This is a genomic window from Labilibaculum sp., from assembly GCF_963664555.1.
Lineage (GTDB): Bacteria > Bacteroidota > Bacteroidia > Bacteroidales > Marinifilaceae > Labilibaculum.
Genome location: NZ_OY761461.1, coordinates 1,106,789 through 1,132,651, shown reverse-complemented (window position 1 = coordinate 1,132,651; position 25,863 = coordinate 1,106,789). Strand labels below are relative to the sequence as shown.

4 protein-coding genes are annotated in these 25,863 nt (G+C 37.1%); all 4 read right to left on the bottom strand.

The window, feature by feature from the left end; translation table 11 throughout:
• Positions 1–3: 3 nt before the first annotated feature.
• Genes ACKU4N_RS04545 through ACKU4N_RS04530 form a run of 4 tightly spaced genes read right to left on the bottom strand, consistent with a single transcriptional unit; the run spans position 4 to position 25,863 of the window.
• Positions 4–5,880, bottom strand: coding sequence for a cadherin-like domain-containing protein (locus ACKU4N_RS04545; RefSeq protein ID WP_321321021.1), 5,877 nt, complete (start codon positions 5,878–5,880; stop codon positions 4–6).
• Entirely contained in the window at positions 5,801–6,268 is a 468-nt protein-coding gene (locus ACKU4N_RS04540; protein WP_321321019.1) for a Calx-beta domain-containing protein, read from the bottom strand. Before ACKU4N_RS04540 ends, ACKU4N_RS04545 begins: the two co-directional genes overlap by 80 nt.
• Positions 6,240–6,554, bottom strand: a complete 315-nt coding sequence (locus tag ACKU4N_RS04535) for a Calx-beta domain-containing protein (protein WP_321322745.1) — start codon at positions 6,552–6,554, stop codon at positions 6,240–6,242. The genes ACKU4N_RS04540 and ACKU4N_RS04535 overlap by 29 nt, the downstream gene beginning before the upstream one ends.
• Positions 6,514–25,863: a Calx-beta domain-containing protein gene (locus tag ACKU4N_RS04530; protein ID WP_321321017.1), complete on the bottom strand. Its 19,350-nt coding sequence runs from the start codon at positions 25,861–25,863 to the stop codon at positions 6,514–6,516. The genes ACKU4N_RS04535 and ACKU4N_RS04530 overlap by 41 nt, the downstream gene beginning before the upstream one ends.

Genomic DNA, 25,863 nt, shown 5'->3' with positions numbered 1-25,863 from the left:
TAATTAGTAGTTGATGTAAACGTAACCTTTAATCACTTTGGATCCATTACCAAGGTCAATAACGTAATAATATGTTCCTTCAGGTACAATTTTAGTTCCTACAGTCAAGCTATTTTTAGCTCTTCCATCCCAATCATTTTGATATCCAGAGGCTTTAAATATTTCATTACCCCATCGGTTAAATATTATTAACTTCGAATTCGGGAAGTCTTTTATACCCTTAATAACAAATTTATCATTTATGCCATCTCCATTAGGAGAAAACCCTTCTGGAATAGAAACATATTCAGCACAATCATCATACTCATCAATGTAATTGGCTATTCCGTCTCCATCACAATCATCATCACTTTCTTCTTCATCAGGATAACCGTCGTTATCACTATCAGTATCCAAATAATCCGGAGTTCCGTCTCCATCTGTATCAACAGGAGAGTCAGTACAAGGATTTGTTATTTGAGCTTCATCTTCGTCAGAGATACCATCATTATCGCTATCTAAATCCTGATAGTTTAAGTCAACATCTCCGTCGGTATTTAAAGTCAATGTTTCAATCGCATCAGGAATACTATCTTCGTCGGTATCCTTCGCTTCTATTTCAATAGTAACCGTTGCTACATCACACAATCCAGCTGGATCACAAATTCTATATGTAAACTGCTCAGTATTACAATAGCTACCTAAATCAGCGATATAAGATAAGCTTCCATCTGCGTTCACAACAACATCTCCATATTTAGGTTCATCTATGATATCAACTGATAACTGATCCCCATCTGCATCTACATCATTATCTAGTACGGAAATAATAATTTCCTCGTTATCGTATGTATCTAACAGATCATCATTTGCTACAGGTGCATCGTTTATTCCAACAATGGTAATGGTAACTGTTGCCGAATTACTATTGGCAATACCGTCGGTAATACTGTATGTAAATGTTACTTGAGTTGTTTCTCCGGTATGCAGATAATCAAATTCTCCATTTGGATTAAACTCATAAGTTCCATTGGTATTTAAACGAACTGTTCCGCCTGCACTTAGTATTATTTCAGTTCCAATTTGTGTAGCTTCTCCATTGATTTCAACAACAGTTAAATCATCTAGATCTAAATCGGTATCGTTCGATAAAACATTACCCGATACAGAAGATTTTTCATCTGTTGAATTGGTATCATCAACTGCTACTGGAACATCGTTAATTGGACTCACCGTAATTGTAACAATTGCTGTTGATCGATCGCCATTTTCATCTTCAATGGTATAAGTAAAGCTATCAACACCATTAAAGTTATCGTCTGGCAAATAGGTATAATTGCCATCTCCAACTACCAATACAGTACCGTTATTAGGATTCGTAAAATCAACAACACTAACTGGAGCATCACCTAAATTGGTATCATTTGCCAATACATTTCCTCCAATCTCAGTATCCTCGGTAGTTGTATTTGTATCATCAACTGCCACAGGCACATCGTTAACTGGATTTACGGTAATGGTAACTGTAGCACTATCTCTGTCTCCATCAGAATCTTCCAAAGTGTATGTGAAAGTATCTGTTCCATAGAAATCTACATTTGGTGTATAAATGTACGTTCCATCAGGATTTACTACCACTGTACCATTTGAAGGGTCTGTATTTGAAACAACTACTACTGGATCATTAATGAAGTCTTCGTCGTTGGCAAATAAATTACCTGTGCTAACTTCTTCTTCATTTATGGTATCAAAATCATCATTGGCAATAGGATCGTAATCCAATGGATCAACAGCAATGTAAACCGTAGCTGTAGACTCATCACCATCAATATCCTTTAAAGTATATTCGAATGAATCATTTCCAAAATATCCTTTGTTAGGAATGTAAGTAAAAGTACCATCAGGATTAATAGATAAGGTTCCATGAGATGGATTGGTATTTGATGAAATAACTACCGGTATATCTACCAATCGTTCATCATTATCAAATACATTACCACTAATTGAAGAATCTTCTTTCAACCAAAGGTTATCATCTACTGCAATTGGAGTATCACTTATTTGAGTTACTGTTATTGTAACCGTTGCTTCATTACACTTCTGAATTAGTGGCGTAACTGGGTTATCACAAAGCTGATAAGTAAAGCTCACTTCACCAAAGAAATCTGGATTTGGATCGTAAGTAAAACTACCATCGGCATTGAATACCAAATTACCATTAGATTCAGCTGTTCCACCATCAACAAGTGTATAAGTAAAGTTGTCAGTAGAATTATCTGGATCGGAATCTTCTCCATTTCCATTATCTGCCTGAACATTGCCTCTCAACTGAGTATCTTCATCCATTGTAAACAGATCATCCTCTGCAACCGGACCATCATTCACCGCCTCAAGCGTAATTGTAAATTCCTGAACCGCTGAAGTATCATCACCTCCATTTGCTACGCCTCCATCATCTGTGATATAAACGCTTACAGTGGCTTCTCCAAACATATTCTCAGCTGGAGTAAAAGTTAAGTTTCCTGAAGCATCTAAAGCTGGCTGAACGCTAAATAAAGCTGGTGTATCATTTGACAAATGCAATGTCAGAATTTGTCCTGATTCGTCGGCTGGTCCACTCGATTGTGTTGCAACCTGGCCATTAACAATTACATCACCTATATCTTCACTTACCAAGATATCTTTTGGATTCATCAAGCTAAACGATGGTTCATCATTCACAGCTGTTATGGAAATATTCATTGTATAAGTTTCCGAGCTATATTCTACTCCATCAAACACCTTAAACTCGAAGGAATCGTAATTCGTTCCATTTTCATTTAATTGTGCCTTAAAACTTAGCTTACTGATATTAGCATTAGTGATTTCTAATCCTGAATTTACTGATGTACCTTCATATTCAAGTTCACCAACTGATTCTATACTTACTATCTTGATTCCAGCAAACGCATCGCTTTCAGCATCTAAATAATTGGTTGAGAAATCAGACTCTATAAAATTCAATACCTGATCTTCTAAACCTGTAACACTTTCATTATCTGCTATAGGGAAATCATTAATCGTTAATGAAATCTCATCGAAATCATCAGAACATGCTCCAGTACCTAATCCTGTTCCAGTCATTCTAAGAACAACATTTTCATTAGTCGTTGGAGTAAATACTGGATTAAGAGCTGTTGGATCATCGAATGTTCCGCCTGTACTTGTCCAAAGTATTCCAGCGTGATTAACAGCTACTGCTCCACTTACCTGATAAGTTTCACCCTCATTGATAATCGCTGTTTCATCACCTGCATTTAGAAGTACTCTTGGCCAAATTTTAAGTGTCATTACATCGCTGTCAGTTCCGCTAATACCAGAAACACTTAAAGTAAGCTGAACTTCACCACTAGTTCTATCATCATCACTTGGATTATAAACTGCATTTAAAACACTAGCATCTGTAAATGTTCCAGAACCATTCGTTGTCCAAGTATAATTGCTTGCGTTATTTTGTGTAGCTGTACTCAAAGTAACCTCTACTTCCGAAGAACAAATTTCAAGATCATCTCCAGCAGAACATTCAATATCATTATCAATTATTGTTGCTGTAGCCGTTACCTGACTTCCCAATACAGTTGTCGCATCTCCCGATGTTATACCTGTAAGTGTAAGGATTACAGTTTCTGAATCTTCAAATAAAACATCATCAATTACGAGAACATCTATTGTAGCAGATTTGCTACTAGCTGGAATTGTAACTGTACCAGATAAGCTCGTATAGTCATCACCTTGTGTAGCAGTTCCGCTAACATTATAACTTACAACCGTAGCAACTGCTGAAGCCTTAGTTAAGGAAATCGTAAATTCTGCATTATTTCCTGAAGGTGTACCTTCCTGCGAAGAATCATCGGTAGCAGTTATACTTACCTCAGTAGAATCATCATCTCCTAAATTCATATTAGCAGATTTGCTTGCTGACAAGGTTACAGCATTATTTGTTCCGCTTAATGTAACTACAACCTCTTCTCCACCTGTCTCAACTAATTCATCATTTATTACATCAATATTAATACTTGTTTCTGTTGAATTTGCAGGAATAGTTAGAGTTTTAACAAGATTAGAATAATCTGTTCCCTCTGTAGCTGTTCCACTAACTCCAAATGTAATTTCAGTATCAATATCAACAGGATTAGTTAGAGTTACGGTAAACAATCCATTTGTTCCAGGCTCACTTGCTGATGTTGTAACTGCTATACTTACCTCTGAACTATCGTCATCAGAGATCGTTACTGTTGCCGAACTACTTGCGCCGATAATCGTTTGTGGATCTCCCGAAGTAATACTTGTTAAATTAACAATTACCGTCTCATCTGATTCCAATATGTTGTTATCAATCACCGATACATCAATGGTTCCATTGCTTGTATTGGCTGGAATCGTAATACTGCCTGTTAAAGTGGTATAATCTTCTACTGCCGTTGCACTTCCTCCTATTGTATAAGCAATTACTGTGGCATCATCCGATTGATTACTCAAGCTTACCGCAAACTGTCCATCATTATTTGGCTCGCCTGCTTCATCATCATTGGCTGTAATCGAAACTTCTGAACTATCGTCATCAGAGATCGTTACTGTTGCCGAACTACTTGCGCCGATAATCGCTTGTGGATCACCCGAAGTAATACTTGTTAAAGTAACAATTACCGTCTCATCTGATTCCAATATGTTGTTATCAATCACCGATACATCAATGGTTCCATTGCTTGTATTGGCTGGAATCGTAATACTGCCTGTTAAAGTGGTATAATCTTCTACTGCCGTTGCACTTCCTCCTATTGTATAAGCAATTACTGTGGCATCATCCGATTGATTACTCAAGCTTACCGTAAACTGTCCATCATTATTTGGCTCACCTGCTTCATCATCATTGGCTGCAATTGAAATCTCTGAAACATCGTTATCATTAATTGTTCCAGTTGCAATGGCATTTTCATTCTCAATTGTTATCTGCTGTTCGTTTGCATCATTAATTTCAATTTCTGCAGTAAAACTTTCTGTAGATTCCAATATAAAATCTCCAATTACTACCACAGGAATATCAACACTTGTTGTTCCCTTTAGAATGGTATAGGTCTGAGATGCTTGTGCAGCAAAATCAATCGCTGTAGCCGTACCATTAGTCGTTGTAAAGCTGATCACTACATCTTCCTGTGCTTCTCCACTCATGGTAGCTACAAAGTTGTGATCCGCATTTGTATCTATTTCACTTACCGTAAAGCCTGCTAGGCTGATTGTATAAGCATCATCATCGTTAATGGTTCCCGTTGCACTGCCGGTGCCGATTGTCACCTGTTGTGCGTTGGCATTGTCAATGATTATTGCTGCGGTGAAACTTTCTGTTGCCTCTGCAATATCATCTCCCAATACCTCTACAGGAATGTTAATGCTTGTTGAACCTGCCAAAATGGTATAGGTCTGTGATGTTTGTGATGTAAAGTCACTTCCTGCTGCACTGCCATTGGTAGTTGTAAAGCTGATCACTACATCTTCCTGTGCTTCTCCACTCATGGTAGCTACAAAGTTGTGATCCACATTTGCATCTGTTTCACTTACCGTAAAGCCTGCTAGGCTGATTGTATAAGCATCATCATCGTTAATGGTTCCCGTTGCACTGCCGGTGCCGATTGTCACCTGTTGTGCGTTGGCATTGTCAATGATTATTGCTGCGGTGAAACTTTCTGTTGCCTCTGCAATATCATCTCCCAATACCTCTACAGGAATGTTAACGCTTGTTGAACCTGCCAAAATGGTATAGGTCTGTGATGTTTGTGATGTAAAGTCACTTCCTGCTGCACTGCCATTGGTAGTTGTAAAGCTGATCACTACATCTTCCTGTGCCAAAATATAGGTCTTCTCCACTCATGGTAGCTACAAAGTTGTGATCCGCATTTGCATCTGTTTCACTTACCGTAAAGCCTGCTAGGCTGATTGTATAAGCATCATCATCGTTAATGGTTCCCGTTGCACTGCCGGTGCCGATTGTCACCTGTTGTGCGTTGGCATTGTCAATGATTATTGCTGCGGTGAAACTTTCTGTTGCCTCTGCAATATCATCTCCCAATACCTCTACAGGAATGTTAATGCTTGTTGAACCTGCCAAAATGGTATAGGTCTGTGATGTTTGTGATGTAAAGTCACTTCCTGCTGCACTGCCATTGGTAGTTGTAAAGCTGATCGCTACATCTTCCTGTGCTTCTCCACTCATGGTAGCTACAAAGTCACTTCCTGCTGCAGTTGTGATCCACATTTGCATCTGTTTCACTTACCGTAAAGCCTGCTAGGCTGATTGTATAAGCATCATCATCGTTAATGGTTCCCGTTGCACTGCCGGTGCCGATTGTCACCTGTTGTGCGTTGGCATTGTCAATGATTATTGCTGCGGTGAAACTTTCTGTTGCCTCTGCAATATCATCTCCCAATACCTCTACAGGAATGTTAATGCTTGTTGAACCTGCCAAAATGGTATAGGTCTGTGATGTTTGTGATGTAAAGTCACTTCCTGCTGCACTGCCATTGGTAGTTGTAAAGCTGATCGCTACATCTTCCTGTGATCGCTACATCTTCCTGTGCTTCTCCACTCATGGTAGCTACAAAGTTGTGATCCGCATTTGCATCTGTTTCACTTACCGTAAAGCCTGCTAGGCTGATTGTATAAGCATCATCATCGTTAATGGTTCCCGTTGCACTGCCGGTGCCGATTGTCACCTGTTGTGCGTTGGCATTGTCAATGATTATTGCTGCGATGAAACTTTCTGTTGCCTCTGCAATATCATCTCCCAATACCTCTACAGGAATGTTAATGCTTGTTGAACCTGCCAAAATGGTATAGGTCTGAGATGCTTGTGCAGCAAAATCAATCGCTGTAGCCGTACCATTAGTCGTTGTAAAGCTGATCACTACATCTTCCTGTGCTTCTCCACTCATGGTAGCTACAAAGTTGTGATCCGCATTTGCATCTGTTTCACTTACCGTAAAGCCTGCTAGGCTGATTGTATAAGCATCATCATCGTTAATGGTTCCCGTTGCACTGCCGGTGCCGATTGTCACCTGTTGTGCGTTGGCATTGTCAATGATTATTGCTGCGGTGAAACTTTCTGTTGCCTCTGCAATATCATCTCCCAATACCTCTACAGGAATGTTAACGCTTGTTGAACCTGCCAAAATGGTATAGGTCTGTGATGTTTGTGATGTAAAGTCACTTCCTGCTGCACTGCCATTGGTAGTTGTAAAGCTGATCACTACATCTTCCTGTGCTTCTCCACTCATGGTAGCTACAAAGTTGTGATCCGCATTTGTATCTGTTTCACTTACCGTAAAGCCTGCTAGGCTGATTGTATAAGCATCATCATCGTTAATGGTTCCCGTTGCACTGCCGGTGCCGATTGTCACCTGTTGTGCGTTGGCATTGTCAATGATTATTGCTGCGGTGAAACTTTCTGTTGCCTCTGCAATATCATCTCCCAATACCTCTACAGGAATGTTAATGCTTGTTGAACCTGCCAAAATGGTATAGGTCTGTGATGTTTGTGATGTAAAGTCACTTCCTGCTGCACTGCCATTGGTAGTTGTAAAGCTGATCGCTACATCTTCCTGTGCTTCTCCACTCATGGTAGCTACAAAGTTGTGATCCACATTTGCATCTGTTTCACTTACCGTAAAGCCTGCTAGGCTGATTGTATAAGCATCATCATCGTTAATGGTTCCCGTTGCACTGCCGGTGCCGATTGTCACCTGTTGTGCGTTGGCATTGTCAATGATTATTGCTGCGGTGAAACTTTCTGTTGCCTCTGCAATATCATCTCCCAATACCTCTACAGGAATGTTAATGCTTGTTGAACCTGCCAAAATGGTATAGGTCTGTGATGTTTGTGATGTAAAGTCACTTCCTGCTGCACTGCCATTGGTAGTTGTAAAGCTGATCGCTACATCTTCCTGTGCTTCTCCACTCATGGTAGCTACAAAGTTGTGATCCACATTTGCATCTGTTTCACTTACCGTAAAGCCTGCTAGGCTGATTGTATAAGCATCATCATCGTTAATGGTTCCCGTTGCACTGCCGGTGCCGATTGTCACCTGTTGTGCGTTGGCATTGTCAATGATTATTGCTGCGGTGAAACTTTCTGTTGCCTCTGCAATATCATCTCCCAATACCTCTACAGGAATGTTAACGCTTGTTGAACCTGCCAAAATGGTATAGGTCTGTGATGTTTGTGATGTAAAGTCACTTCCTGCTGCACTGCCATTGGTAGTTGTAAAGCTGATCACTACATCTTCCTGTGCTTCTCCACTCATGGTAGCTACAAAGTTGTGATCCGCATTTACATCTGTTTCACTTACCGTAAAGCCTGCTAGGCTGATTGTATAAGCATCATTGTCTATAATTGTACCAATTCCTTGCGGTTTTGCAATAGAAATTCCCAATTGACCATTTACAAGGAGGTTGGACAAATTGATCTGATACTCTTCTGTTGGCTCTGCAATATTATTCTCGATAATATTAACAGTAATGCTTTGAGAAGAACTATTAGATCCTCCAAATGTTAGTGTACTTGTTGGAATAGCAGTATAATCTGAAGGCTCGATAGCTGTTGAATTTGCCGATGCATAATCTACAGTATAAATATTCTGCACTGTACCAGTTTGACTTAAAGTAAATGTTGCCGTTCCAGCAGATTCATTTACTTCTACATCATCAATAGATAAAGTTGCTACATCATTATCTGTAATCGTACCATAAGCTTCTGCAGTTGCTCCACCTCCAGCTAATGTTACATCTTGACTATTCACAACTAAATTGCTAAGTCTACCAATTAAGTTTTCAGAAGGTTCTACAACATCATCATTATCTATGCTAACCGTTACCGTCTGACTTTGATCATTTGCAGCACCAAAGTTAAGCGTAGTTGTAGAAACTGCTGTATAATCAGATCCTGCCAAAGCAGTACCGTTTACAGTTTCAAAATCTACTGAAATGGCATTTTGAATTGCAAGATTTGACTCGATTGTAAAATCTGCAGTTCCAGATGACTCATCTACAGTAAATCCAGTAACAGATATAATTGCATTATCATCATCATTAATAATACCTGTAGAAGTATCAGTTCCTAATGTAATTTGCTGTCCATTTTTTTCAACTATCGTAATTTTACCTGTAAATGATTCTTGAGGTTCATTCACCAAATCACCAATTACTTGAACTGGAATATTTACACTTAAATCACCTGGTAAAATTGTGTATTCAACTGCTGATTGAGCTGTAAAATCACTTCCTTCTTTTGCTGTTCCTTCGCTTGTAGTAAAGCTAATTATAACAGGATATTGGGCAGTAATATTCATACTTGCCACAAAATTATAATCAACATTAGAATTGGTTTCTGATTTGGTAAATCCGCTAAGGTTAATTGCAGTTACCTCATCATCATCAGTAATAGTACCTTCTCCTTGATTATCTGCAAAACTTACATTTCCAGTACTTACAATATTGCTTAAGTCTATATAATAATTCTCTGTTGATTCGGCAACTGAATTATTAATAATAGGAATCGTAATACTTTGCGTCGCATTGGATGAACCAGCAGCAAAAGTTAATGTATTGGAAACTACGGTATAATCACTTGGTGCATGAGCTGTTCCATCATTCGTTGTAAAATCAACAGTTAATTCATCTTGAATTGATCCTGTTAAACTTACAGTAAATACAGCTTCTCCACTCACAATATTCTCTGCTACTGTAACATCATCGATAGAGATTGATCCACTATCGTTATCCACAATGGTTCCAATAGCAATTGCATCTGATGCAGTAACTAAACCACCTGAAATGTTACTTAAGGTTACCGTATAAGTTTCTGTAGGTTCAATTAAATCATCGTTGTTAATTGCAACAGTAAATGATTTACTTGTACCACTTACAGAACCTGCAGGGAATGTTAATGTTCCTGCCGATAAAGTATAATCAAAACCTGCAAGTGCACTTGCATTATCACTTGTGGTATAATCAACAGTAAATTCATCTTGAACATTTCCTGTTAAGACAACAGTGAATGTAGCCATTCCACCTGCAACATCTTCATCAACGCTTACATCAGCAATCGCTATACTTGCTGCATCATTATCATGAATGGTATATTCGGCATTTGGCTTAGCAAGCGATACTTGCTGACTATTGTTATTTGTTATAGAGATTACTCCATTAAATTTTTCTTGTGGTTCTAATATCAAATCACCTAAAACATCAATAGGAATATTAACAAAATTGCTTCCTGCAGGAATTGTTACTATTGTTGCAGTCTTAGCTGTGTAATCCGTTATTGTTTTTGCTGTTCCATCAGAGGTATAAAACTCAAGAACAACATCTTTTTCGGCAACTATATTAGTACTTACTATATAATTTACAGTTTGATTTCCATTGGTTTCTGTAACTGTTTTATCTTCCAAACTAACTTGCATTTCATCATTATCATTGATGATGCTAGTAGCTGAAGCCGTTGTAATTTGTACTTGCTGCCCATTTAAGGTATTCAACGAAATTGTACCAGAGAAATCCTCAGTTGGCTCTGCAATTATATCACCTAATACAGTAACAGGAATATTTGTATTTGCTGTTGAACCAGCAATAAGTATTACATCTGCATTAGATTGTGCTGTATAATCACTATCACCGTTAGCTGTATTCTCAGAAGTTGTAAACAGTAATCCTATTGGAGATTGTGAGGCAATATCTCTACTTACTTGGAAATTCTGAGTTTGTGAACCATCAGTTTCCGTTACAGTAAATCCATGTAGAACCAAGTTTACAATATCATTATCAGTAATTGTTCCTTCTCCTTGATGATCAGAAATACTTACTCCTGACTGACCATTCTTGTTAAGCCCGGTTAAATTAATGTGATATGTCTCAGTAGCCTCGGCAATTGAGTTCTCAATAATACCTACGGTAAAAGTCTGAATATTACTATTTAAACCACCAAAGGTTAATTGTGTTGAACCAATAACTGTAAAATCAGATGGTGATTCAGCAGTATCATCAGTACTTGAATAATTTACAGTAAAGTTATTTTGAACTGTACCTGTAAGTGTAACGGTAAAGGTTGCTGTACCTGCCGACTCGGCAACACTCATATCATTAATAGCTAAGGTAGCTACGTCATTATCAAGAATTGTTCCATCAGCCTGCGCTGAAGAGCCTCCTCCAGAGAATGTTACTGCCTGATTTTTGGCATCAACTTTATTATTAATTGTTCCTTTTAATATTTCTGTTGGTTCAACAATGTTACCATCCAGAATATCAACTGAAACAGTTTGAACTAAGCTATTGCCAGCTCCAAATGTCATTCCTGAATTTGAAACTGCTGTGTAATCAGACCCATTTTCTGCTGAATTATCAGAAGTCGCAAAATCAATTGTAAATTCATCTTGAACCGCTTTATCCATTGTAATGGTATAATTTGCTGTTCCAATCGATTCATCTACCGTAAATCCTGCTATTGAAAGAACTACAGCGTCATCATTGGTAATAGTACCTGTTCCAACTCCTTCAGTTGCAGAAATACTAATAGATGAATTAACAACACCATCAACTCTTGCATTGCTCAAATTAACTGAGAAGTTCTCATCTAATTCTACAATTTCGTCTCCGTTAATTGGCACACTAATGGTTTGAATCTCACCAGCAGTACCTGCAAATGTTAGAGTACCTGATTTAGAGCTATAATCACCATTCGCAACTGTAGCTGTTCCATCTGCTGTTGCGTAATCAACAGTAACTCCAAGTTCAACAGGATTGCTTAAGGTAACATCGAATACCAATTGCTTGGTTCCCGAATCTCCCTCGGTAATACTAGGATCTGAAATAGATAATACTGAACTATCATCATTTAAAATGGTACCAGTACCAATTTTATTTAAATTGTTAATTGTTACATTTCTACCAGGTGCACTAACCGAACTAAGAACAAGTTCGAAAGTCTCATCTGGCTCTAAAGCAACATCTCCGTTAACTACTATGGTAATTGTTTGTGTTTCACCCAAAACGCCACCAGTAAATGCAACTGGTCCACCATTACCTATATAGTCACTTGGTGATTTTGCACTTCCGTTCTGCGTGTAATAAGAAACCGAATATCCTCCTACTACTTCCTGACCAGAATGTGTTATTGTAAATACAAAGTCAGTTGTTCCTGAGTTGGTTTCATTTGCCGTTACGTTATCAATAGAAAGTACAGCAGCATCATTATCTTCATTGGTTACAGAAACATTATCAGGGTCATCTACCAATGCTGGATTTTTATAAATAGGATCAGTAGTATTTGTTCTATCAACCGTTAAATTGATTGGATAAGTGATGTCTCCATCAACCAGCATATCTTCAACACTGGTAACAGTTACTTCCTGAGGCACATACCAGTTTGAATGATCAAATGTTAATTGAGCTTTGTCAATTGTACCTTCACTAAGGTCACTACTAATAAGGTCAACAATTACAGTGTAATTGGTATCATCGGTTGATGGCTGACTTGTAAGCACAACTGAGAAAGTACTTGAACTTGGAGCAGTTTCACTTGTTGTAAGCGTTAATGGAGTTACTGTAAAACCAGCTTCATCATTATCCATATTAGTCATACTTACATTATCAACTACCAGATTACCATATTTCGGATCTGAAGAACTAGTATTACCTGTAATTATATTATAGCTAACATCTCCATCGTCAATAAGCTCATCCATTCCTTTAATTGTAACAGTTTGAGCAGTATCCCAATCTGAAGGTGTAAATGTTAAAGTATTAGAGCCAAATACAGTACCCTCAGTTGAATCATCACTTGCAATTGTAATTGTTACATTCTGTATTGGTTCTGTATCAAGTACAACTTCAAACTCACCAGTACTTCCATCCTCATGAGTACTGTTATCATTAACAGTTACTGTTACTCCTGCGGTATCATTATCTTGATTTACTGCATTCACATAAGTAGGTTCTGCTTGCTCGTATCCCGAATAATCATCTGTTCCAGCTTTGTTAATGGTTAAACTTATGTTGTAATTGATATCATCATCATCAACATCATCATTAACACCTGTTACTCTGATTGTTTGAGCTTGATCCCAATTTGAAGCATTAAATGTCAATTGAGACTTATCTGGTGTTCCCTCACCTGTATCATCGCTTGCAACATTGATAACTACAGTACCTGTAGGTGCTGATTTTAATGTTACAGTAAACTCTTCATAATCCAGATCTTCGGTGGTTGTAATATTTGTTTTACTTGCTAAAATAGAACCACCACTTGCATTAACAGTAATAGTGAATGCACATTGTTCTGAATTTCCAGCATCATCAAAAGCAGTGTACGTTACAGTTGTTGTACCAATATTATAATCTCCTCCATTAACTGGATTTGTTGTACCACTTACAGGACTATTATCGGTTCCTGATCCTGTTGTTGCACCTGTTAACAACCAAGTAAACTGAGTTACAGCACAGTTATCGTCAAAAGTAGATGCAGGAATATCGGAAACAGTAACAAAGCTTATTCCGCTACCTGCAAGTTTCGACATATTTGATGGACAAGATGTAAATTCTGGGTTCTGATCATCAGCAACTACAACATCAAATGCGGTTACTCTATCATTATTGCCATGATCATCAGAAGCTGTCCAAGTAACTGTAGTTGTACCTTTATTGAACACCACTCCGTTAAGAGTACTTCCCGTACCAGTAGTTGCTCCTGTTAAAACATATGTCATTGATGTAACAGTTCCACAATTATCTGTTGGGTTCCATAAGTCATCATTATGAGTATATGCACACAGGTTATTGTCTGTTGTAACTTCTCTATCTGTTAAATCATCTAAAGTAGGTCCTTGATCATCAACAATAGTTAAATTAGAAGAACAAATTGCTGAATTTCCTGCTGCATCAGTTACTTTCAAATAAACTGTCTGCGAAGAAGGATCAACACAAGTATATGTCACAAATGGAACATATCCAGATAACTCTAATTTTGAAATCTTAATAGAGAATGAACAGTTATCACTAGATCCATTATCGATTTGTGAAGCTGAAACTTCTGCATTTCCTTGTCGATTCAAGGATACAGTTAAATCCTTACACATTGCAATTGGATCAATTATATCTTGAACCGTAACACTTGCATCGCAAGTTGATGAATTGCCTTGTGCATCCGTAACAGCTAAAGTAACTATTTGGGTACCAAGATCTAAACAAGTAAAACTTGTTTTACTTAAACTTAACCCTAGACTTGCTGGCGCTGTACAATTATCGGTTGACCCATTGTTAATTTGGGCTGGTGTGATGCTTGCATTTCCATCCGAATCAAGTTGTATTGTAATATCTTGACAAACTGCTGTTGGATCAATATTGTCCTCAACAGTAACTGTTGCGGTACATGTTGAACTGTTTCCAGAATCATCAGTAACGGTTAAAGTAACTGTATTGGCACCAAGGTTTGAACAATCGAAACTCGTTTCATCAAGGCTAAGCACCAATGAGCTAGTACAATTGTCGGTAGATTCATTATTAATTTGAGCAGCTGTAATGCTTGCATTTCCACTAGCGTCTAACTGAACCGTTATATCCTGACATTTTGCTACAGGATCAATATTATCAACAACAGTTACAGTTGTTGTACATTCATCGAATTTTCCATTTGGACCTTCAACTCTTAGCGTAACAGTATTGGCACCAAGATTTGTACAGTCAAACGAGTTAGGAGTAACAGTTTTTGTTAGTGTACAGTTATCTGTAGATCCTAAAGAGATATTATCAATATCTGTTGAAGTCAAAGAATAATTTCCTGTATTATCCAGATATACTGCAATAGCAGTACAAGAAGCTGCTGGATCAATTGGATCTTCAACGGTTACTGTTGCTGTACAAGTAGAAGTGTTTCCATTGTTATCAGTAACTGTTAGTTCAACTGTGTTGTCTCCAACATTTGAGCAATTGAAGCTAGATACATCAATCGAAGTTGAGGCAATTCCACAAGCATCATTTGAACCGTTATCAATATCATTTGCCGTAATACTTGCGTTACCACTAGCATCTAACTGAATGGTTATATTCTGACAAATTGCAACTGGATCAACATTATCTTGAACTGTAACATTAGCGTCGCAAATTGCAGAATTTGATTGATCATCGATTACCGTCAACCTTACTGTCTGTACACCAACATCGGCACAAGAAAAACTTGATTTATCCAGACTCAAGTGAGAAGCCAAAATACTTGTACAGTTGTCTGATGATCCATTATCGATTTGACTTGGGGTAATTGTTGCATTACCGCTAGCATCAAGTTGTATTGTTATATCCTGACAAAGAACATTTGGCGCTAATTTATCTTCAACCGTTACTGTTGAAGTACAAGTTGAACTATTACCATATTCATCGGTAACAGTTAAGGTAACAGTATTAGAACCAATATCAGAACAATCAAAGCTTGTAATGTCTATACTCAAATTAGAATCATCTATAACAGTACAATTATCTGTTGACCCATTATTAATTTGAGAAGCTGTAATGCTTGCATTGCCATCGGCATCTAATTGAACTGTTAGGTTCTTACAAATTGCAATTGGATCTACATTGTCAACAACAGTTACAGTTGTAGTGCATTCATCGTAGTTTCCTTGCGGATCGGTAACTCGTAATGTAACCGAATTTGCTCCTGTATTTGAACAATTAAAGGTATTTGGTGTTACCGTTTTGGTTAAATTACAATTATCAGAAGAACCTAGGGATAAGTTATCAATATCTGTAGAAGATAATGTATAGTTTCCAGATCCATCTAAATAAACTGTTAATGGGTTACAAACTGCATTCGGACTTATATTATCCTCTACCGTTACAGTTGCGTTACAAGTAGCCGAATTTCCATTGATATCGGTTACTGTTAAAGTAACTGTATTTGCACCAACATCAGCACAATCGAAAGTAGTTTTAGTTGCAGAAATACTTTGAATTCCACAAGCATCAGTAGAACCTCCGTCTAATTGACTCGCCAAAATGCTTGCTTGACCTAATACATCTAATTGGATTGTGATATCGTTACAAACAACATTTGGTGGTGTATTATCTTCTAAAATAACAACCGCTGTATTACAGGTTGAAATATTACCATGATTATCGGTAACTGTAAGTAATACCGTATTATTACCCACATCGTTGCAAGAGAAACTATTTGGTGTTGCTTCTATTGATGCAATTCCTGAAGGATCCGAAGAATCACTTGCCAAGGCATTAATATCATCATTATCTAATGTATAATTTCCATCAGAGTCTAATTGAACTGTTATAGTGTTACAAACTATAGTTGGATCTTCAACATCATTAACTTTTACCAAATATCTTCCCGTATTTGTATTTCCATGAATATCGGTTGCAGTCCAAACTACCTCATGAGTACCAATTTCGAATTGTACACCTTCGATACTGGTTGTTAGATCTGTTCCAACTTCACCAGTTCCATCAATATTGTAGGTGATTTTCTCGACATCACAATTATCGGTTACAACAGGATTCCAGTTATCACCAGCAAGCGCTGTATAATATGATTGGCCTGCGTCGGTATTTCTGGTTTGATTAGCAACTGTAGTTAAAGTAGGAGCTTCAACATCGGAAATGGTGAAAACTGTTGTACATGTTGCTCCAACATTATCACTTATATCATATAGTCTCCAAACTACGGTAGTTGTAGGTTCCGAAATTGTTCCCACCGGGATTTGAACACCTGCCAAAGTCGTTGTTAAATCTGTTCCAACTTCTGGATTTGAACCAATTTGATAGGTCAATTTTTTAAGACCGTGATTATCAGAGAATTCGTAAGGATCATCTTCAGCACCTGGAACCTCAAATGAACAGGCTCCAATATCTGCGTTTTTAGCAACAGTTGCATCCGGACAATTTGCAATTGCTGGTGCTTCATTATCACTTACAATAACCTGTATTGTGCAAGTTGAAAAGTTTCCAGCCTTATCAGTAGCCGTCCAAACTACATCGGTTGTTCCAACCGGGAAAGTTGCATTTGCAAGTGTATTGCTGTTATTATAATTGTTACTAATAGTAGCTGTACAATTATCACTAAAAGTAGGATTGAATTCGTCATTCTGTGCTAAATAATACGATTCTCCTGGAGTTGTATTTCTGTTGAATGGAGAACCTGATGGACAAACAATTGTTGGGGCTTCCTTATCTTCAACAGTAATTTTAAACGAATGAACCACTTGATTTCCTTCGTCATCAACAGCCATATAGGTAACTTCTGTTATTCCAACTTCAAATGTACCGCCTGGTGCTGCATTTGCAGGACTAACTGTTACAATAATGTCTTCATCGGCAGTAACATTATCTTTAAATACAGGAGGTGTGTAATTAACAACAACCTCACATGAACCAGAAGTTTGAACTGTTGTATTTAAAGCCGCTGTTCCTAAATATGGACCTTCCGTATCAACTACGTAGGCATAAAACTTAGCTTCACTTCTGTTTCCTTTATCATCTTCGGCATACCAGGTTATGGTATTCTCTCCCATTTGCAATTGGGTACCAGCCAAAGTTGCAACATTAAATTCATTTACCAGTTTAGTAACAATTCCACAGTTATCAATAGAGGTAACATCATCAAATTCATCACCTTGAATTGTGTAGTAATTTTGATGAAAATCTGTACTTTTTGTTTGATTCCCAGGAACTGCAATCACAGGTGCTTCATGATCTTCAATTGTAAGAAGGAATGAACATGATGTTTCATTTCCATTCGCATCTGTTGCTGTCCAGGTAATTAGTGTTTCACCTGTTGCACCAGCACCAGAACCTCTAGGAATTTCAATTCCTGATAAAGTATTTGCACCTGTTCGTTCTAAACCTGATTCCGCATCAATAAAACTCCATGTAACTGAAGCAATTGTACAGTTATCACTAAATGCTGTAGGATCAAATTCATTACCTAAACCCAGGTACGAACAAACTCCCGAATTGGTATTTCTTGTTTGGTTCTCTATACATGAGATACTAGGATTCACATCCGTAATTACAACATCGAATGAACATGTTGATTCGTTATTATTATTATCGATAGCTGTATAGGTAACCGTAGTTGTTCCAACATTAAATAAACTACCAGGCGAGTGAGTTGAGGTAAAACTCTTCACTCCGCTGCAATCATCGGTAGCAACAAGTGCAGGCCAATTGGCAATTGCCTGACAATTTTCTCCTGAAGCTTGTTCTGTTATGGTTGAAGGACAATTTGTAATTACCGGACCTTCATTATCAACTACGGTAACAGTTTGATTATGAACCGTTGTATTTCCTGCCTCATCGGTAATGGTCCAACGCACCTTGGTTTCACCAATTAAGAATGGGCTTGGAGCATCATTGTTTATCACTAAATCCACTGTAGCAGTGCAGTTATCTGTTGCATTCGGATTAGGTAATACTGTTGTACTAACGCAAGTTCCCGGATCTATATTTACAGTTACATTTGCTGGTAATGGATCTAAAACTGGTGCAACATTATCAGATATAATTACTTGATGAGAACAAGTATTCGTATATTCAGCTCCACCAATGGTTTGTCTAGCTGTCCAAGTTACTGTAGTAGTTCCTTTAGGGAATACTGCTCCATTAAGACTCATATTACTTGGTGCATAAGGTAAAATACCCGAATCAGTAGTTTGAATATTATGAACTAGTGTTCTTCCTGCTATAATAGATAGGTTTGCAAATTGAGCATCAATTGAACTTCCAGTATGAGTATAGGAACAAGCATCACTAGCTGTATTTTCATATAAATTTGCTGGACAATCTAAAATTGGATCAAAAGAATCAACAATTGTTAAATTAACCGTACAATTATCTGTATTTCCTGAAATGTCAGTTGCTGTCCATATTATTTCATGATCTCCAATGGTAAATTGAACACCATTTAAATTACCAGCAACATTTTTGTCATTCGTATAAGAAGTAATATCACAATTATCAGTAACAGAAGGTCTAAACTCACTGCCAACAGCGGTATAATAAGTAACCTGCGAATTATTAAATTCTCTGTAATATGTTTCAGTTGGACAATCAATAACTGGTGAAATATCATCAACAACAGTTACCTTTTGAGTATGATGAACAATATAGCCTCTTGAATCTCGAGCGGTCCAATATACATTTGTTACTCCTGCTTCGAAATTATTACCTGATGGAGTTCTTGAGTAAACAATATCAAGCGGTTCATCACAATTATCTGTACCTGTTGGAGTACCCAGATCTACTCCTGTTGCAGTACAAGAACCTATATCAACATTAGCAGTTACATCTGTTTGCCATGTTATAGAAGGTGCTTGATTATCGACTACTGTAATGGTAAAAGCACAACAATTATTCACATCTGCACCATCAGTAGCTGTCCATATAATATCGGTAACACCTTTAGGGAATATTGCCCCATTTAGTTTATTGGCATTTGGTGCATATGGTGTAGCTTCTGAATCTGTAGTTTGAATATTATGCGTTAAAGTAGCAGTTGATGATACGTCTAAACTGGTACCATTAACTGTATAAGTACATAATCCAAGATCAGTATTTACTCTTTCATCACCCCTACAAGTTACGGATGGAGGATCATCATTATTTACAGTTATTGTAACTGTACAAGTTGATACGTTATCGGCATTATCGGTAACTGTCCATATGATTGGAGTAATTCCTGCAGGAATTTGTTCGCCACTTAAGGAAGAAGTCCCATTAAAATCATTAATAACACTCTTAATACCAGAACAATCAGAATTATAATATGGTCCAAATTCATGACCATTTACAGTATAAAATGTCTGTCCTTCATCAACCTGACGACAAAGATTTGCAGGTGATGGACAATCAATATAAGGAACATCATCATCAAGAACTGTAACGGTTTGATTTGCAGTTGAGATATTTCCATGAATATCACGAACTCTCCAAGTTATCGTATGATTTCCTATATGATAAGAAGATGATGCATTGTTATCAGTCCAATCAATTCCACAATTATCAGAAATGGTTGGTAATCCTAAATCTACACTTGTAGCATAACATCCAGAATTTGTATTTACGGTAATATCTGCCGGAGCAGTAATTACAGGATCTTCATCATCTCTAACTGTTACATAGAAACTACATGAATTAGAATACTCTTCACCATCAATAGTTCTTGATGCTGTCCAAGTTACCAATGTGGTTCCTTGCGGAAATACAGCTCCTGCAAGAGATGATAAATTGTTATAATTATTTTTTAATGTAGCGCCAGTAGTTGTAGAACTTGCATCGAACTCAGTCCCTGAAGTTGTATAGCTACAATCACCAGCGGTGTTTGATACTGATTGATCACCAACACAAGTAATAGCTGGATACAAATCATCTACAATTTCAATATTTACATTACATGTTGTTGAATTTCCTGAAGCATCTTCGGCAGTCCAAACAATTGTATGATTTCCAGGGTTTAAATGTTCTCCTGTAACGCTTGAAGTCCCTGTTAAATAATTGGTGTATGTATAGCTACAATTGTCAGAAACAATTGGTCTAAATTCACCATTCCCAACAGTATAATATGTTTCACCTTGATCTACAACTCTTAAGTAGGTATCTGTTGGACAATTAATTACCGGGTCTGTATCATCAACAACTGTAATTTGAATGGTCTTTTTCTCTTCGTTACCAAAATAATCAGTAACAGTCCACTCAACATCAGTTACCCCAACAGGAAACTGTTCATAGGCTAAAGTTTTATATCCATTCCAATTATTTGAAATAGAGAAATTATCTGGTGTACAGTTGTCTACAATATCAGTTGGATCAAATTCGTTTCCTACAACAGAATAGTAACAATTACTAGCTGAAGCTGATTTTGACACACTTGCAGGCAAATTATATGATGGTTTTGCGACATCGTTTACTGCTACTTGATACTGCATAATTGAAATATTACCTGCTGCATCGGTAGCTTTCCAAACTACAATAGTTACACCAACCGGAAATTCAACCCCTGCTAATGTAGAAGTATTGTTTTGGTTATTTACCAATGTATAAGAAGTGCAGTTATCAGAAGCTGTTGGATCAAATTCAGTACCTACTGTTAGGTAAGAACATTTATCAACAGGTGCATCTTTTGATTGATTTTCAACAGTAGTAAGAACTGGAGCAGTAACATCGGCAACCGTAATTTCGAAGTTACATGTTTCACTATTTCCGCTTTTATCGGTTACAGTCCAAACAACATCATGAACACCAATTGGTAAAGTTACTCCTGCCAAACTAGTAGCAGTTCCTCCTGATATACTATTCAATGTATATTCAACAGTTAACTCATTGGCATTATCGCAGTTGTCAATTAATTCCGTAGGATCAAACTCAGTTCCAACAACAATATATTCACATGCATTATTTGGCACTTCTCTAATTTCGTTACCATAACAAACAAACGATGGGGCTTGATTATCAGAGATTGAAATATTAAATGGAGTAGAAACTACAGTATTTCCATGAACATCAGAAATAGTCCATACTACAACATACGGATGATCATTATCCTTTGGCAACTTTAAATTTGCAAGTGTATTACTACCTATAAACTCTTCAACTCCATTTTTAGTAATTACATAAGTTGGAGTTTGGGTATTACAATTGTCTGAAACACTTCCTAAATCAAAATCAGTTCCTGAAATGGTATAGTAACACTGTCCTGGATCGGTATCAAAATTATAAGTGTAGGTACCTACAGGATTACCAGTTGGTTGAGTAAATGTTGGATCTTGATTATCTTGAACAGTAACAAAAACTGAGCAAGTAGATGAATTAACTCCATCAGTTGCAGTCCATACAATTTCGTGAACTCCCGAAGGAATTTGCTTTCCTTCCAATGTAGAAGTTCCATCGAAACTATTTGTCACCAACTGGTTACATTCGTCAGTAACAGTTGGATTAAATTCTAAACCTTGAACTGTGTAGAAACACACACCATTATCTGCTATTCTTACAAAAGGTGAAGATTCACTACTTTCCGGACAACTTACCACTGGTGGAGTTTGATCTTCTACTGTTATATTAAAAGACATATCAGTAACTAAACCAACTGCATCGATAGCACGATATATAATTTTATATGTTCCTGGATCGAATGTACTTCCACTAGAAAGACCTTGAATTCGTGACATACTAACACCAGAACAATTATCTGAATAAGTAGGCTCTGTCCAAGTTACTACTGCATCGCATTTCCCTGGATCAACATTTTGTACTATATCTGCTATTTGTACAATAACAGGAGCATCATCATCAACTACAGTAACCTGAAAAGTTCTTGTACTATTATTAGTACCATCGCTTGCTTTCCACACAACTCGGTTTGTTCCTGTTGGAAACACAACACCATCAAGGCTTAATGCGTTTACTTCCAAACCTCCGTTAATAGAGTAAGTTTGTGAACTAACGGCACAGTTGTCTGTAATTGTTACATCAAATTCTCCATTTTTCGCTGTGTATCCACAATCGGTATCAGTTCCTCTGTTTTTATTGGTAGTTGCAGAAATAATAGGTACTTGATTATCAACAACAGTTATTGTAAAAGTTAATGGGCTTGATGTTACATTGTTACTTGCATCTTTTGATGTCCAATAAATTAGGTTAGCTCCTTTATTTAATTGCTGCGATGCTAAACTTCCATCTCCACTTAAATCTGTTGCACCACTTACTACATACGAAAGAATTTCACCTCCACAATTATCTGAAACAATTGGATCAAATTCAGCTCCATTTACAGTATAAAAACAGTCATTAGAATTTGTATTGACTGATTTTGAAACAGTTCCAGAAGTTGCAGTAATTATTGGGGCTGCATTATCGGAAACTGTAACATTGGCTGTACACGTGTTGACATTTCCTTGTGCGTCCTTCACAGTTAATGTAACTTCATTTACGCCAATCTCAGCGCAACTAAATGAGGTTTTACTCAGTGTTAAAATTAAATTTTCATCAGCAGTACAATTATCTGATGAGTTATTATTAACGTCGGATGGCAATAAAGTAGCTATACCAGACTCGTTTAAATAAATTGTAGCTGATTTACAAGCTGCTACAGGAGCCTCATTATCGCTCACACTTACAACAAATGAACAAATAGCACTTGTATTTCCCGATTCATCGGTTAAAGTATAAGTTACTGTTGTATTTCCTGTTGGAAAACTTGAACCTGGTGTATGAGATTTATTCCATGTTAAAATTCCTGAACAATTATCATTTCCTGAGGGTTCTATCCAGTTTGCAACTGCTGTGCATGATCCAGCATCAGTATTTAAACTAATATCTTCAGGACAATTAGAAATAATTGGCTTTTGATTATCGGTAACAGTTACAGTAAAACTACAAGTCTCACTTACATTTCCTTTTTCATCAGTAGCTGTATAAGTAACGGTAGTTTCTCCTACAGAAAACTCATCACCTGGATTGTGTGATTTTGCCCATACCAGATTTGCAGGTGATGTGCAATTATCTGTAGCAGTTGGTTCGGTCCAAGAAACATTGGCAGTACAAACTCCAGCATCACTTGTCCTCGTAATACCTGATGGGCAATTACTTATTATTGGTTTTTCATGATCTACAACATTAATGGTAAAACTTTCAACTACACTATTACCAGAAGCATCTGTGGCAGTATAACTAACCGTACTTAGCCCAATTGGAAATTGCGATCCACTTGTTAATCCTGCAGTTTGTTTAATGCTATGGTCAGAACAATTATCATTCGAAGTTGGAGCATTCCAAGTAACTGTTGCTCCACAAACTCCAGAATCGTTATTAACTTCGATATTACTTGGTAAGTCAACAACGCTTGGGTTCTGATTATCAGTAACCGTAACTGTAAAGCTTTCCTCTTTGGTTAAACCAACTGCATCGGTTGCAGTGTACGTAACTGTTGACTCTCCAATAGGAAATAATGAACCACTGGCCAAGCCTCCTGTTTGACTAATACTGTGACCTACGCAATTATCATTTGAAGTAGGAGCTATCCATGTAATTACAGCTCCACATTCATCCAACTCATTAGATTGAGTAATATTCGATGGCAAATCAACAATTGTTGGATTTTGATTATCCGTAACCGTAACTATAAAGCTTTCTTCTTTTGTTCTTCCTGCCACATCGGTTGCAGTATAAGTTATTGTAGTTTCTCCTATTGGAAATGTAGACCCACTTGCCAAACCTGCAGTTCTGGAAATTGAGTGTCCAGTACAATTATCGTTAGATGTTGGTTCAACCCAAGTAACTATGGCTCCACAAACATCAACATCATTAATAACTGAAATATTCTCAGGCAAATTATTAATTACCGGATCTTGCAAATCGACTAAAGTAACATCAAAGCTACATGTAGCCTGATTTCCACTTTCATCTTCGGCAGTAATTGTTACATTCTGTATTGCTCCGTGTCCACCACTTATTAAAGTACCTGCAACAGGAGATTGACTATAACTAATATCTCCATCAAGACTACAATTATCTGTGGCAAAAACACTTAATAAACTTTTGTAATTTGGCAACAAAGCATCGCAAGAAGCATTACTCATCTCCAAATCCTGATCTGCAGGACAATTGGTAAATACAGGATCTGTTTCATCATTAACAGTAATTGTATATGACCATTGAGCAGAATTATTGCTTGCATCCTTAGCTGTCCAAACAATATTATTAATTCCCTTATCAAGTGCCACACCATTTAATGATGTTGTATTATCCGTGCCTACTGCTGCCCCTCCATTAACTGAGTATGCAAGCAATGTAACTTCACAATTATCTGTTACTACTGTAGGATTATAACTATTATCTGATATTGTATATTTACAATCAGAACTAGAAGTAGCAACAGTTGAACTAACAACAGTTCCATTAATATTAGGGTTAATATTATCAAATACAGTAACAACAGCCACACAGGAACTAGAATTTCCTTGGGCATCAAAAACTGTTAATGTAACATTATTTTCTCCTAAATTGGCACAAGTAAAAGATGATTTGCTTAAGGTTCTACTTGTGATACCACAATTATCTGTTGACGAATTATCTATATCAGTGGCAACAATACTCGCATTACCTGATTCATTAAGATATACATCAATATCCTTACATTTAGCAACAGGATCCTCATTATCTACTACAATATTAATCGATTGATCAATACTACACTCCTTATCACTAATGGCAACCAATGTATACTGTGTATTGGCACTTATATTGGCAACATATGGCAAATCTCCAATCTTACTTAATTTTGAACTATTCCATAATTCAATTCTATCTTCGCCAGTAGCAGTAGCCGTTATATTAAAATCTTCTCCTGCACAAACCGAATTTAAAGGGTTTGTTAACACAAGATTATCAGGCAACGGATAAACTGTAATTAGTTGATTTGCTGCATCAACAGGCAAATAGGTTCCAAACTTATCTCGAACACTTACCAGTGAGTATTCTGTGGTTGATGTGGGAGACACATTAATTGCATTACCTCCATAAGTTGGGCTTTCCTCATCACCATCACTATTATAGTTGGTAATCTCAAAAGAATTAGTCCCATCTTCATACACAACGGTATAGGGGCCAATACTAGCTCCAATAATAATTTGCAAGCTGGTACTTTCGCCAGAACAAATATTCTCATCGCCTTTGTTAATAATAAAGGCATCCTGAGCTAACAAATTTTGAGAAATACCAAAGCTTATAAAAAATAGAACGCTTAAAACTTTAAATCTTTTAGATAATTTAATCTTTAGATTTAATTCTAGGGGTAGAAGTTTTGTCAT

What these genes read in the sequence shown, in the direction of transcription:
- ACKU4N_RS04540 (WP_321321019.1), bottom strand. Translation starts at nt 6,268, where the DNA reads ATGTGGATCACAACTGCAGCAGGAAGTGACTTTGTAGCTACCATGAGT.
- ACKU4N_RS04530 (WP_321321017.1), bottom strand. Translation starts at nt 25,863, where the DNA reads ATGACAAAACTTCTACCCCTAGAATTAAATCTAAAGATTAAATTATCT.